The 13984-nt window shown below is 64.9% G+C and carries 11 protein-coding genes and 1 pseudogene; 10 read left to right on the top strand and 2 right to left on the bottom strand.

Translation table 11 applies throughout. The features are described 5' to 3' along the window. Positions 1 to 75: 75 nt before the first annotated feature. Genes QDX22_RS05635 through QDX22_RS05675 form a run of 9 tightly spaced genes read left to right on the top strand, consistent with a single transcriptional unit; the run spans position 76 to position 10280 of the window. Positions 76 to 687, top strand: coding sequence for a TetR/AcrR family transcriptional regulator (locus QDX22_RS05635; RefSeq protein WP_279673044.1), 612 nt, complete (start codon positions 76 to 78; stop codon positions 685 to 687). After that, complete coding sequence (locus QDX22_RS05640) at positions 684 to 3686, top strand: non-ribosomal peptide synthetase (RefSeq protein WP_279718140.1); 3003 nt, start codon at positions 684 to 686, stop codon at positions 3684 to 3686. The genes QDX22_RS05635 and QDX22_RS05640 overlap by 4 nt, the downstream gene beginning before the upstream one ends. After that, complete coding sequence (locus QDX22_RS05645; protein ID WP_279718141.1) at positions 3683 to 4459, top strand: leucyl/phenylalanyl-tRNA--protein transferase; 777 nt, start codon at positions 3683 to 3685, stop codon at positions 4457 to 4459. Before QDX22_RS05640 ends, QDX22_RS05645 begins: the two co-directional genes overlap by 4 nt. After that, positions 4456 to 5223, top strand: a complete 768-nt coding sequence (locus QDX22_RS05650; RefSeq protein WP_279718142.1) for a hypothetical protein — start codon at positions 4456 to 4458, stop codon at positions 5221 to 5223. Before QDX22_RS05645 ends, QDX22_RS05650 begins: the two co-directional genes overlap by 4 nt. Then, positions 5220 to 6242, top strand: a complete 1023-nt coding sequence (locus tag QDX22_RS05655) for a methyltransferase (protein ID WP_279673048.1) — start codon at positions 5220 to 5222, stop codon at positions 6240 to 6242. The genes QDX22_RS05650 and QDX22_RS05655 overlap by 4 nt, the downstream gene beginning before the upstream one ends. Then, positions 6239 to 7858 carry an acyl-CoA dehydrogenase family protein gene (locus tag QDX22_RS05660; protein ID WP_279718143.1) on the top strand — a complete coding sequence of 540 codons (1620 nt, stop codon included), beginning with the start codon at positions 6239 to 6241 and terminating at the stop codon, positions 7856 to 7858. The genes QDX22_RS05655 and QDX22_RS05660 overlap by 4 nt, the downstream gene beginning before the upstream one ends. Further along, positions 7855 to 8487 (top strand): hypothetical protein, encoded by a 633-nt coding sequence (locus QDX22_RS05665; protein WP_279673050.1) that lies wholly within the window; start codon positions 7855 to 7857, stop codon positions 8485 to 8487. Before QDX22_RS05660 ends, QDX22_RS05665 begins: the two co-directional genes overlap by 4 nt. 10 nt (positions 8488 to 8497) lie before the next feature. Beyond that, positions 8498 to 9745: a cytochrome P450 gene (locus tag QDX22_RS05670; protein ID WP_279718144.1), complete on the top strand. Its 1248-nt coding sequence runs from the start codon at positions 8498 to 8500 to the stop codon at positions 9743 to 9745. Beyond that, positions 9726 to 10280 (top strand): hypothetical protein, encoded by a 555-nt coding sequence (locus QDX22_RS05675; protein WP_279673052.1) that lies wholly within the window; start codon positions 9726 to 9728, stop codon positions 10278 to 10280. The genes QDX22_RS05670 and QDX22_RS05675 overlap by 20 nt, the downstream gene beginning before the upstream one ends. On the opposite strand, the gene QDX22_RS05680 is transcribed toward QDX22_RS05675, so the two are convergent. Then, positions 10274 to 10927 carry a 4'-phosphopantetheinyl transferase family protein gene (locus QDX22_RS05680; protein ID WP_279718182.1) on the bottom strand — a complete coding sequence of 218 codons (654 nt, stop codon included), beginning with the start codon at positions 10925 to 10927 and terminating at the stop codon, positions 10274 to 10276. The two genes, QDX22_RS05675 and QDX22_RS05680, sit on opposite strands and share 7 nt — an antisense overlap. Positions 10928 to 11095: 168 nt before the next feature. Between QDX22_RS05680 and QDX22_RS05685 the strand changes: the two are divergent. Further along, positions 11096 to 12095, top strand: a pseudogene (locus QDX22_RS05685) (IS481 family transposase). Here QDX22_RS05685 and QDX22_RS05690 read toward each other — a convergent pair. Continuing rightward, positions 12092 to 13921, bottom strand: coding sequence for an ABC-F family ATP-binding cassette domain-containing protein (locus QDX22_RS05690; RefSeq protein WP_279718145.1), 1830 nt, complete (start codon positions 13919 to 13921; stop codon positions 12092 to 12094). The pseudogene QDX22_RS05685 and the gene QDX22_RS05690 overlap by 4 nt on opposite strands. Between the last annotated feature and the right edge of the window lie 63 nt (positions 13922 to 13984).

Raw genomic sequence — 13984 nt, forward strand, 5'->3', positions numbered from 1 at the left:
GAACTCATACACTGGTGCTTGTGTTTCTGATACCGTAAGTCAAACAGACGTGTTTGGCTACCGAAGTTGCAGACGATGCCCCGCACCATTGCCAGACCCGAACACCGCCGCTCGGACGCGGCGAGAAACACCGAGCGCATCATCGACGCGACCATCTCACAGCTGCGGACCAGACCCGATGCCACGATCACCAGCATCGCCCGCGAAGCCGGACTCAGCAGAGTCACCATCTACGGCCACTTCTCCTCACGCACAGCGCTCGTCGACGCCGCCGTCGGACGCGTCATCGCAGACGGGCAGGAACCCCTCGACGCCGTCGCTGACGACCCCGATCCGGCCCGCGCCCTGGAATGCGTGATCGGTCTCAGCTGGCATCTGATGGACCAGTCACGCTCCATCGTGCTGGCTGCCTCCGAAGAGCTCACCCCGGCACGCCTGCGTGAACTCCACGACACCCTCGAAGCGCGTACCACCACCTTGATCGAGCGAGGTCAGGCAGCCGGCATCTTCCGCACCGACCTCCCCGCCTGGTGGCTGGTCACTGCCATCCACCGGGTCTTCCACGGTGCCGCAACCGACATGACTCGCAATCGACTGCACCACGGGCAGGTGCTGACGTTGATCACCGGCACTGTCCTCGCACTGCTTCGCGACCCCGAGACCTCCCAGAAGGAGAATGCGTCATGACGACGAACCCCCACCCGTACCTCTGCGACCGTGTTGACCACACGGCGCAGACTCACCCTGAGGCCATCGCCCTGATCTGCGGCGATACCGAACTCACCTATGCCCAGCTCGCCGCGCAGTCTGCCGAGCTGGCACACGAGCTCGCGGCATACTCCCTGCCGGCCAACAGGCCGGTCATGGTGGCCCTGCCGCGCGGGCCTGAGCAGATCGTGGCGATGCTGGCGATCTGGCGGGCCGGCCTCGTCTACCTGCCCGTCGATCATCGCGACCCGCCCCGACGACACAACGAGATCCGTCACGCAACCGGCGCGGTCGCCACCCTCACCCTGCAACCCTTCGCCTCCACTCGCACGCAGACCGTCACGATCACGCCCAACATCCCCGTGACAGACGCGCCTCCAGTCGGCTCAGAGGAGACGGAGGATTCAGAGATCGCCTACGTGATCTTCACCTCTGGCTCCACCGGCCACCCCAAGGGCATTGCCGCCTCCCACGAGGCCCTGGCTTCTCTGCTCGATCAGCTCATCACCCGCTACCAGGTCACGCCCACCGATCGCGTGCTGCAATTCGCGGCGCCGACTTTCGACACCTCGATCGAGCAGATCGGCGTGAGCCTGGCCGCCGGAGCGACACTGGTCCTGCCCGAGACCCTCTGGGCACCCTCGGAGTTCCACGACAAGATCACCCAGGCCGGCGTGACGGTCATGGACCTCACGCCCAGCTACTGGCGCGAAGTCGTCGGACACTCCACGGACGCCGCTGTCGCCGACGAATCGATCCGTCTGCTTATCCTCGGCGGTGCAGCGGTCTCCAACCGCGAACTCAAGGCCGCGCGGGCCCTGTACCCGCACGCCCGAGTCCTCAACGCCTACGGACTGACCGAGACGGGCATCACCTCCTGCCTGCCCGAAGTCCCCGACATCAACGGCCTCGATGACGGTCCCGCTGCCGTCGGCCACCCCCTCGACGGTGCCGACGTGCGCATCCTCGATACCAACGGCGCCCCTGTGGCCGAGGGCCGCAGCGGAGACGTCGCTGTCTCCGGGCGTCTGGCGTTGGGCACCACGCACGGAACAGCCGGTCTGAACCCACTGCCGACCGTCACGCTCGAGGGTCACCGCTTCTACCTCACCGGGAACACCGGCACCCTGGACCCGGATTCCGGCCTGCTCATCACCGGCCGCGCCGACCGGCAGTTGAAGATCCGCGGCTTCCGCGTCGACCCGGAAGAAGTCGAGAACATCCTGCGCAGCCACGACGCCATCGGAGACGCCGCCGTACTCGGCGACAGCGAGGAGACCCGGCTGCATGCCTTCTACACGGTCGCTCCGGGATGCCCCGACCCCGGCAGCAGGGCCGCCCTGGATCACGTCCGCGCTGTGCTTCCGGCGCATGCCGTTCCCAACACTGCCACCGTGGTGGACTCACTGCCGCAGACCGCCCACGGCAAGACCGACTACAAGGCCCTGGCCGCCGATCTTGACGCGCGCCCCGCCGAGACCGCAGGCACCACCGTCGAACTGGATTCGGCGATCGAGCATGCAGTGGCAGGCATCTGGACCGATGTCCTCGGCATCGCCCGCACCCAACTCGGGCTGTCCTTCTTCGACGCCGGTGGCACTTCCATCGCCGCTGCCGAACTCGTCGCCCGCACCAGGTCCAGTCTCGGCATCCACGTCCGGTTCGTCCGGGCCTTGATCGAGCAGCTGCTCAAAGACCCGTACTTCACCAGCTACTGCCAGGCCGTCGCCCACGCCCGCGCCGGAGTCCTCGAAGCAGGCAGCGATCCACGCACCACCATGCAAGCAGACCTGCAACGCTCCATCACCCTCGACGGCTCGGCTCCGAACGCGGACCCGCCCGAGCTGGGAGAGACCTCCACCATCCTGCTCACCGGCGCCACTGGCTTCCTGGGCTCCCATCTGTTGCCCCGACTGCTGGCGACAACCCCGGCCCGGGTGGCCTGCCTGGTACGCGCCCCATCCGAGGACGCGGCACGCCAGCGACTGCGCGCCGCCTGGGAGACCTACGGCTCAGCACCGGACGTTCGCCCCGAGGATGAGGACCGCATCGAAATCGTCCTCGGGGACCTCGCCCAACCCTGCCTCGGGCTGGAGACGACCGACTTCGAGGCGCTGACCGAGCGCACCAGCCTCGTGGTCCACTCCGGCGGAACGGTCAACTTCATCTACCCCTATGCGCAGATGAAAGCGGCCAACGTCGATGGCACCTACGAGCTCCTGCGCCTGGCAGCAACCCACGGCATCGCATTCCACTACGTCTCCACGATGGCCGTCGTCGCCGGCCAGAGCGTCGCCGGCACGCGCACCATCAGCGAGGACGCCCCGTTGGATCACCTCGACCAGCTCGGTGTCGGCTATGCCGAAAGCAAGTGGGTCGCTGAACACCTGGTCCACGACGCGGCACAGGCCGGGCTGCCGGTGGCCATCTACCGGGCCGCCGACATCTCCGGGCACAGCATCCGGGGAACCTGGAACACCACCACCGAGATGTGCTGCATGAAGCGGTTCATCCGTGACACCGGTGCCATCCCGCATGCCGAGCTGCCGATGGACTACACCCCGGTCGACGTCTTCGCCGACGCCTTGGTCCACATCGCCACCCACGAACCGGCCACCGGGCAGGTCTACCACCTGACGAACCCGCACAAGGCCCCCATCTCGCTGCTCCAGCAGCGTCTGCAGGCTCGCGGCACCACGGTCGCCGAGATCCCCTGGGCGGACTGGGTCGCTCAGATGATCGATCTGGCGGTCACCAACCCCGAACACCCGATGACCCCGTTCGCGCCCCTGTTCATCGACAAGTGCCCCAGCGGACAGATGAGCGTGGCCGAGATGTACCTCGAGGACACGTTCCCCGTGTTCACCCGAACCAACGTCGAGCAGGCCCTGGCCGGCACCGACATCACCTTCCCCGATGTCGACGCCGAGCTGATCGACCGCTACCTCGACTTCCTGGAGCGAAAGGAGTTCCTATGAGTCTCGACTGGACCGCCCTCAGCCGCGGCACCCTCCCAGCCACCGGCCCCGTGGCCTTCGACGCTGACCTCTCAGCATCGAACATCCACGCCGCGGCCTCCCACGGCTTCTACTGCTTCCCCGCCTCCTCCTACGAGGAGACCATGCTCAACGAGATCCGCTACGCCGCGGATGCCGAGAGCGGCAGCCTCGCCGTCAACGAGCAGTCATCCGAGCCCTACTCGGTCGCCTGGCTCAACCCGGACCCCCGACCCGTGGCAGATCTGACCACCCGCCGCACCGGACGGACCATGCGCCGGCTCGCCCGGCGCCGCGCCGAGTGGCGCACGAGCATCAATGCCGCCTTCGACCAGGTCGTCACCGCCTGCGCCCAGACACACCAGACCACCTGGATCACCGACACCCTCCACGAGTCCCTGCAGGAGCTCCATGAGCAGGGTCTGGCTCACAGCTGCGAAGTCTGGCACGACGAAGAGCTCATCGGTGGAGTCTTCGGCCTCCAACTCGGAGCCGTCTTCTCCGCCGACTCCCAGTTCACTCTCGTCGAGGGTGCCGGGAAGATCGCGGTCGTCGACCTCATGACGCGCTTCCTACAAGGCGGAGGCCGTCTCTTCGACTTCCAGTACGACTCCCAGCACGCAACGAACCTGGGAGCAGCGCCGATGCCTCGCACCTCCTACCTCGAATCCCTGCACACGCTGGGAGAGAACCCGGTCCACATTCCCCACGAGCGGCGCTCCGCCGAACACATCGCAGAGTTGGTGACGACATGACAGACCCCATCCAGACCTTTTCCCTCGCCGAGCGCCCGGACTTGCTTCCGGCATTCTTGAACCTGGACATCCCGTGGCCGGCGTTCATCGAGCCCACCCGGCTGCTGGTGGAATGGGGCATCCACGCCCATGCCGAGCACCAGTTCATCATGCTCGACGGCGATACCCCGATCGCCCGCGCCTCCTCCCTGCCCCTGCACTGGGACGGGGACCCGGAATCACTTCCGCGCCGCGGCTGGGACGGAGTCGTCGAGCAATCGGCGACCGACACCTACAACAGCGCTGAGCTGAACACGCTGTGCGCGCTCGAAGCCGGCATCGACACCGATCACACTGGCCGCGGTCTGTCCCAACCCGTCTTCACTGCCCTGCGCGATCACGCTCGCGCGGCCGGATTCGAGTACCTCATCGCCCCGGTCCGCCCCAGCGGCAAGACCGAGTTCCCCGAGATGCCCATCGAGGACTACGTCGAGCGTCGCCGAAATGATGGGCAGCGCGCCGACAACTGGCTGCGCATCCACGAACGGATCGGCGGGCGCATCATCGCACTCAGCCACACCTCCATGACCATCTCCGCGCCACTGGAGACCTGGAGGGCCTGGACCACGGAGCCCTTCACCACCACCGGACTGACCACCGTCGATGGCGGTATCGCCCCGGTCTATGCCAATGCGGACCTCGACTACGCCGTCTATATCGAACCCAACGTCTGGGTCAGACACCGCCTCACCGACATGCCCGCCGAGGAAGGACAGGGATCATGACGAGCCTCCAAGAACGCGACACCGTCATCCGCCTCATCGGCGGCTACATGGTCTCCGACGCCATCCGCGCAGCAGGACACCTCGCCATCTTCACCCACCTGGACACGACCCCCGGCATGACGCTGGAGGAGCTGGCAACCCGGACCAGCGCACCGGCCGAGCACCTCGACCGTGTCCTGAACCTACTGCGCTACGCCGGGCTGATCGAACAGCGCGGGCCTGCCCTGCACAACACCCACCTCGGGACCGTCCTAGTGCCCGGCAAGCCCGGCTCGTTGGCGGCCTTCGCCAAGAACTTCACCAGCCCCTTGTTCCAGCGCGCCTGGGACCACCTCGAGACCTCGATCCTCACCGGCGAAGCCGGCTTCGACCGCGAATACCACCAGCCGGTCTACGACTATCTCGGCCAGGACACTGCCGCGAACACCCTGTTCAACCAGGCCATGCAGGAAGAAGCCACCGCCACGGCCGAGTCCGCCGCTGCACTAACCACCATCGGCGAGGACGAGACCGTCATCGACATCGGCGGCGGAGACGGCACCTTCCTGACCAACGTGCTGCAGACAGCACCGACAGCGACCGGCATCGTCTTCGACAGCCCCGCCGGCATCGCCGCCGCCGAGGACGTCATCACCCGCGCCGGCCTGAACGACCGGTGCACCAGCATCGGCGGAGACTTCTTCGCCACGATCCCACCGGACGGGACGACCTACATCATCAAGAGCGTCCTCCAAGACTGGGACGACGAGCACGCCCTGGCCCTCCTTTCCACGTGCAAAGAGCAGATCCCGGACGAGGCACGGCTGATCATCATCGGCAACTTCCTGCCCGACGACTACACCGACGAGGCGGCCGTGGGGTATCTGACCGATGTGTGCATGCTCGTCATCAGTGGCGGCCGCGAGCGCACCCTTGCCGACCTCACGGCACTGCTCGATCAGGCAGGGTTCGACACCGCAGAGCTGCGCCACGAGCGGCTCGGACCGCTGACCGCCGTCGAGCTGGGGCCACGCCGATGACCGCGCCGAGCCGAGACTACGACCTGAACTCTGTCATCGATCAGATCCTCAGCGGGCACGTCCCCGACCCCGACCAACCGCACACCCGCACGGAACTATCACCCGAGGAAGCGCACTTCGTTGCGAGCATCACCGACTGGTGTTCCCGACAAGACGTGGCAGAGCGCATCGAATCCACGGCCCAGGTACCCGATGACCTCCTCGAGGACCTTGCGCAGCTGGGTGCCTTCCGGATCACTATCCCGACCCGTTACGGCGGTCTGGGGTTCTCCGATACCTGCCTGCTCGCTGTCCTCTCCGTGCTCACCTCCGCGCATGCGAGCCTGTGCGAGGTCATCGCCGCTCACCAGGTCATCGGTGCCGTCCGCCCCCTCCTGGAGTTCGGCACCGAGGCACAGCGTGACCGCTACCTGCCGCAGCTGACCGAACAGGTCTCGGCCTTCGCCCTCAACGAGCCCGAGCTCGGCTACGGTAGCGGACCCCTGCAGACCACCGCCTCCTTCGATGTCGAGGCGGGCACCTATCGGGTCACCGGCACCAAGACGTGGATCACCAACGCCACGATCGCCTCCCACATGATCGTCCTGGTCGACGTCGCCGCCGGCGAGGACTCACCGGGAGGGATCACCGCCTTGCTGATCACCGCCGATGACCCCGGAGTCACGCGGGGCCTGCAGAGCCGCTTCGCCGGCATGCACGGCCTGCCCAACGGCCGACTGGCGTTCGACGACGCCTGCATCCCCGCCGACCGGGTCATCGGCGGGGAAGGCAACGGCGTCGAAGTCGCCCTGACCTGTCTGAGCCAGTGCCGCGCCGCCCTGCCGGTGGCGGGACTGACGACGATCCTTGCCTGCCTCCAGCAGGCCGTAGCCTGGGCTGGCGAAGACCGACAGACCCGTCGCGGACTGCACACGCATCCCCAGACCCAGCACCACCTCTCCACTCTCATGGTCGAGGCGCTGATCGCCAACGCCGTGACCTGGCATGCCCTCGACGAGCACTGCGCACCGACCGACAGCGAAGCCGCCAAGCTCATCGTCAGCGAGGCAGCAAATCGAGCGACCGACACAGTGATGCAACTAGTCGGCGGACGAGGCTACGAAACCGCAGCCTCGGCGCGAGCACGCGAGGCCACACCATGGCCCATTGAACGACTCTGGCGTGACACCCGCGTGACCCGTATCTTCGACAGCTCCACCGAGATGCTCAAAGACCTCCTCGCCCAACCCCCGAGCACCACCCCCACAACGGTGCCGCCGACGGCTACCGGAGGCATCGCCGAGCAGGTGTCCCGTCTGCACCACGCGATCGGCAGCGAGCCCGACGACCCATGGGTGAGAGCGAGCGCCGTTGACTGCGCTCTGGAGCTGTTCACCCTCGCATGCCTCCATCAGTACCGACGGAACCTCGGCGAGGATGATCGTTCGGCCACCACGGCATGGGAGACGGCGGTCGACACGCTCGACCAACGCATCGACGCCCACCTCCAGAAACTCTCCAACCCCTCCTCCCTCCAACGGCAGCAAACACTGGCCACTGAGCTACTCAACATCCCTCAGGCGGGCCTGCCTGTCGAGTTCACCCGCCCCCTGAACGACCTCGGAGCGCGTCGATGACAGCAGCAATCTCGGACGCGGTTCTGCCCGAAAACCCGCTGGCCCACGCCATCGGTTCCGGCAGCATCACACCCGGTAATCTCGGCCCGCTCGCGTATCATCTCGACGCCCTCGTGGCGTCGAACGTCGCCTCCACCCAAATCATGACCGACCGCCACCACGACACAGCGGCCGCGGAACTCTACGCGCTCAGCCACCAGTCCGAACAGGAAGCACACCGCCTCCTGCAACCGTTCGTCAGCGCCTACCCCCGCCCCTCTGAGCAGGGGAGCGGATTGGACGCGTACGCCATGGCCTACCCCGCCCACATTGCGCGTATCGCCGTCATCGGCAGTCCCTGGGACTATCCGGTCTGCTTCCGTCATCTCGCGCGCTCCTCCACGCGCTGCTACCGGCAACTGCGTGAGGCCCTGGCACTCACCGGAGCGTTCACCGACGACCAACTCGAGCACTTCGCCTACTTCGGCCACGTTGATGACGCCGAGATCCAGACGATCGACGCCCTGATCGCCACAGCACCGCGCGCTGCACTGTCCTCGGCCCTGGAACTGGCCAGGCATCTTGCCGTCTTCGAAGACCTCTTCTGGCAACGCATGCTCGCCCTGTGTGCCCCGAACCCAACGGACTAAGGAGATACTCATGCCCATCCCGTTTCACACCGCCCCCGTGACCACTCTGCCCAGCAGATCCGGCGGCTGCATGTACACCAAAACCGAAGAGCTCCGAGACCTCGGCCCCGCCGTCCCGGTCGAACTGCCCGACGGACTCACCGCATGGTCGGTCGTGCGCGGCGAGACCGTCTCCTATCTGCTCACGCACCCAGACGTCTCCCGCGACGTCACCCGCGCTGTGCCCACCTATGAGACCGGCGAGGTGCCCTGGCTGGCACCGTGGATCGATCTGCAGAACATGACGACCAAGGACGGCGCCGACCACGCCCGACTGCGCCGCGTCGTCGTGCCCTCGCTGACGTATCGCCGCATCCAGCGACTGCGCTCGGCCATCGAGGACTCAGTGCGCGGCCTCATCGACGACCTCGCCGGCCAGACGAACGAGACCCCGGTCGATGTCCACGCCACGTACTCCTACCAGATCCCCACCCTGGTCATCTGCGACCTGCTCGGCATCCCCGAGGCTCAACGGCCCGAGGTACTGCGCGTGTTCCGTCTGGTCGCCCGCACCGACGATCTCAGCGAAGACGAAGCCACCCAGCTCAACCAAGATCTGCTCACCGCCATGCGCACTCTCATCGACGAGAAACACTCCCATCCTGGCGATGACCTCACCAGCATCCTCATCACCGAAAGCCAGAAAGAGGACAACCCCCTCACCGAGGACGAACTCATCGCAACACTGCTGCTCATGATCGGCGGAGGCAGCCAGACCACCATCAACCTCATCGACCACGCCCTGGCCGACCTCACGGCCTGCCCGCACGCTCGCCACGCCCTGCGACAGGGTGCTGACCCCAGGCCCATGATCGAGGAGTCTCTACGCAAGGACTGCCCAGTGATGAACCTCCCGATGCGGTGGGCCCTGGCAGACATCGACCTCGGCGAGGGCGTCATCATCCGGTCTGGCGAACCCATCCTGCTCAACTACGGCGGCCAGGGCAGAGACGAGAACATCAACCCAGACCCGACGCGCTTCGACCCGAATCGAGAGACTCCTGAGCATCTGGCGTTCGGCCTCGGCGTGCACCGCTGCCCGGGCTCGCACCTGGCCATCCTCGAGGCCGAGGTCGCCGTGACCTTGTTCTTCGAAGCCTTCCCCAACGCGGAGGTCATCGGCGACATCAACGACTACGCCGGACCGACCTTCATCGGCAACGACCTGCTCGAACTGCCCATGCGACTCGGGGCCACCCATGACCGCGCACAGCACTGACCGGGCGATCGTTGCCCGCACCGCGCGAATCATCCGAGATGCCGGTTACCTGACCATGGCCACCGCCGCACCGGAGTCAGGCCCCTGGGCAGCACAGCTCCAATACGCCTGGTTCACCCATCCGCTGCGACTCGTGGCCGGTTCAGGGGTCACCGCGCAGCACACGCGGCAGGTCCTCAGCACGGGAGTCGCCGCAGCGACCATCTCCACCCTGCCCGGCAGCGCGCACGGTCTTGACGGGCTGCAGATGGCTGGTGACTGCCGCGCGCTGCCCGGTACGGAGCTGGCAGCGGTGGTGGAGGCGTTCTACCAGCAGATGTTCGCCGATCCGGCAGAAGCCCAGGCCCAAGCGCTCCCGCTCACACAGCTGGACGGAGGAGGCCCGCAGCGCCTGCTGGAACTGCGCCCGCTCGAGCTCTGGATCCTCGATCTCGATCGGTGGGACACGGAGGGGGTCTCGGCACGGCGGGCTGTCGACATCGGAGCCGTCGAGAGCGCCCTCTCCACACCGTCCGCGAGCGATGGAAGCTACTGATCAGCCCGTGGCGGCACGACGACTGCGCTCAGCAGACGTCCTTCGCTGAGGCCCCATCGCCCCTCGAGTATGTCGATGCCGAAGTGTGCTCGGATGCTGCTGTCTAGATGCAGCCGACCAGTGAACGTTGCGGTGTCGGACTCGATGGTGAGGGTGCACTCGTGGTAGTTCAGCCAGTGTCCCGTCATAGGGAACCATGCCTTGAAGATGGCCTCCTTGGCGCTGAATAAGAGACGATCCCACGCAACCTTCGGCCACAAGGAATCAAGTGCGCGCAGCCCCGAGATCTCGACGGGAGACGCAATGAGCTCGAGGGTGCCGTTAGGCAAACCGTCGTTCGGTTCGACGTCGATCCCCACTGCGCGGCAGGTTGCTGTGGTTGCGACCGCGGCGGCGCGTAGGTCCGCTCCATGAGTCAGGCTCCCCACGACACCGGCTGGCCACGCCGGTACCCGGGACATTTGCACCGGGATCGCGACGGACGGGAAGCCTAGACGTTGCAGGGCTCGTCGCGCGCATTGACGGGTGGTGGCGAACTCCGCGCGTCGTTCGGGAGTCGCGTTCACTATGTGCGCAGACTCCTCTTGCCATACCTCAGCATGATGGTCGTTTCCCTTTGTCTGCTCGGATACCACAGACAGGGGCATCAGATCGACGAACCCCCGACATTCCCACACCCACCCATTCTCATGCACACAGGTCGTAGTTGACTAGCTGTAGTTCCTCGACACGTTGTGAACAGTCCGTGACTTAAGCGGAGACCTCCGATATCGATGTGGGTTACCACAACTCACCATCAGATACGGAGGTCTCCTATGGTTCACCGTAGATCACCGCTGACCCCGGAGGGAAGGCGACGCATCGTAGCCCTGGTTATCGATCAGGGATGGCCCCAGCGCCGAGTCGCAGAGCGATTCCAGGTCTCTGCGGCCACGGTCTCGAAATGGGTGACCCGCCACCGGGCCGGCCACGGATTCCAGGACCGCTCCAGTCGCCCTCACCATAGTCCCCGAAGGTTGCCACAGCGCACCGAGCGCAGGATCATCGCGTTGCGATTCACCCGCCAGTGGGGGCCTCACCGGATTAACGCTCACCTGGGTATCCCTCGCTCCACCGTGGGCCGGGTGCTTCAGCGGTACCGGATGCCCAGGTTGGAATGCATTAACCAGGCCACTGGGCTGCCGGTGCGCCGTGCGGCCCCGAACCGGTATCAAGCATCCACGCCCGGTGAGCTGGTGCACATGGACATCAAGAAGCTGGGCCAGATCCCTGACGGTGGGGGCTGGCGAGTCCACGGCAGAGGCTCACCCCAGGCGCTGAAAGCCCTGGCTAAGACGCAGAAGGCAGCTGCTGAGGGAGCCTCTGCGGGCAGGGGCTACCGGTACTTGCACCACGCGGTGGATGATCACTCCCGGGTGGTCTACTCCGAGATCCTCAACGATGAGCGCAAGCACACCGCCGCTGGGTTCTGGAAACGCGCCAGGGCCTTCTTCGCCGGCATCGGCGTCGAGGTCACCGCGGTGATGACCGATAACGGTTCATGCTACCGCTCTAAAGAATACCGCAAAGCCCTCGGCGAGAGAGTCAAACACAAGCGCACCAAGCCCTACAGGCCACAAACCAACGGCAAAGTCGAGCGGTTCAACCGAACCCTGATGACCGAATGGGCCTACGCGCGCCTACACTAGCGAATCAGAACCTGAGGCCTCCTACCAGGCCTTCCTACATGAGTACAATCATCATCGAACCCACACCGCCATCGGAGGCCTAACCCCCTCAGTCCGTGTTCACAACCTCACGGGGAAGTACAGTTAGCTCTCTACCGCGTCGAGCAACTCCAGCCAACGGGATTCCTTGGTATCAATCTCTTCGCGGAGCCCGGAGACTTGGGCAGTCAGGTCCGCAAGCCCTTCGAAATCTGTCTGGTCGTGAGCGGCCATTTTTTCTTCTAGCTCAGTGAGTTCGGTGTTGAGTTTCTCCAGTTTGCGCTCAATCGAGGACGCTTCTTTCCGCGCAGCGTGTTTCTCAGCCCCAGACAAGCCACGTGACTGCTCGTCACCGGCGACGTTGTCAGCGCCGGAGGAATTGTGTTGTTGCTGTTTCTGGTTCCTCGACGGTGTCGTCTTGGCTTGACTCTCAGCCTGTTCGGCCAGCTGGAGATACTGGTCGACGCCACCGGGCAAATGCCGAAAGGTCCCGTTGATGATGGCATATTGCTGATCGGTGACGCGCTCAAGTAGGTATCGGTCGTGGGAGACGACCAACAAAGTGCCAGGCCAGGAGTCCAGCACATCTTCCATAGCCGTCAGCATTTCGTGGTCCACGTCGTTGCTCGGTTCATCCAGGATCAACACGTTCGGTTCCGATAACAGCACCAACAAAAGTTGCAACCGTCGTTTCTGTCCTCCGGACAGGTCTCTGACCGGGGTGGACAGATGGTCACGACTGAACCCCAGCCGTTCCAATAATTGGGCCGGGGTGAAGTCTTTTCCGTCGATGGTGAATGAGGTTTTGGTACGTGCCAGGACGTCTCGGACCCGGTCGTTGCGAATCGTTTCGAGTTGCGAGAACTTCTGGTCGAGCACTCCCAATTTCACGGTTTTCCCACGTTTAATACGTCCGGAGTCCGGTTCGACGGTTCCGGCGATCAGCCCCAGCAGCGTGGACTTGCCGGCGCCGTTGGCGCCGAGAATTCCGGTGCGCTCCCCCGGTGCAATGCGCCAAGTGACATTGGTCAGCACGTGGGTCCCGTCATAGTCAACCGAAACATTCTCCAGATCCACCACATCTTTGCCCAATCGGGAGACGGCCAGCGCTTGAAGCTGAATCGAGTCACGAACTGGGGGCTCTTGAGAAATCAGCTCAGCGGCAGCGTCGAGCCGGAATTTGGGCTTCGAGGTCCGGGCCGGTGCCCCTCGACGAAGCCAAGCCAACTCCTTGCGCATCAAATTCTGACGTTTCGCCTCGGCGGCGGCAGCAATGCGTTGCCGTTCGACTTTCTGCAATACGTAGGCGGCGTAGCCGCCTTCAAAAGGCTCCACCATGCCGTCATGAACCTCCCACGTGTCCGTACACACCGCATCCAGAAACCACCGGTCGTGGGTGATGACCAACAGCCCGCCTTCATGAGCTGTCCAACGCTGATTGAGGTGATCGGCCAACCACCGAATCCCTTCCAAATCCAGGTGGTTGGTAGGCTCGTCCAGGCCAATCACGTCCCAGTCTTCGACCAACAACTGGGCCAGAGCCACGCGACGGCGTTGTCCACCCGAGAGCGTTGAGATCGCGGCGTTCCAGTTCAGATCGGCCACCAGCCCGGAAATGATCGAGCGGATGCGTGGGTGTGAGGCCCATTCGTACTCTGCCCGGCCTCCCACAATGCTGTAGCCCACCGTGTCCGCGCCACGCAACTCATCGGACTGGGTCAGCACACCGATTCGGAGCCCATTGCGGGTGGTGACCCGGCCGGTATCGGGACTCTGTTGTGAGGTAAGAATCGACAATAACGTTGATTTACCGTCGCCGTTTCGACCCACGATACCGATTCGTTGGCCTTCCGAGATACCCAGCGTCACCCCGTCCAACACGGTACGGGTTCCAAAAGTCATCGAGATATTTTCAGCACCAAGCAAGTGAGCCATCGACAGCGTCCCTCCTCTGTCCTGAACTACGTCAACATGACGAATCGGTCAGGTTAATACCGG

This window comes from Auritidibacter ignavus (assembly GCF_029853775.1).
Lineage (GTDB): Bacteria > Actinomycetota > Actinomycetes > Actinomycetales > Micrococcaceae > Auritidibacter > Auritidibacter ignavus.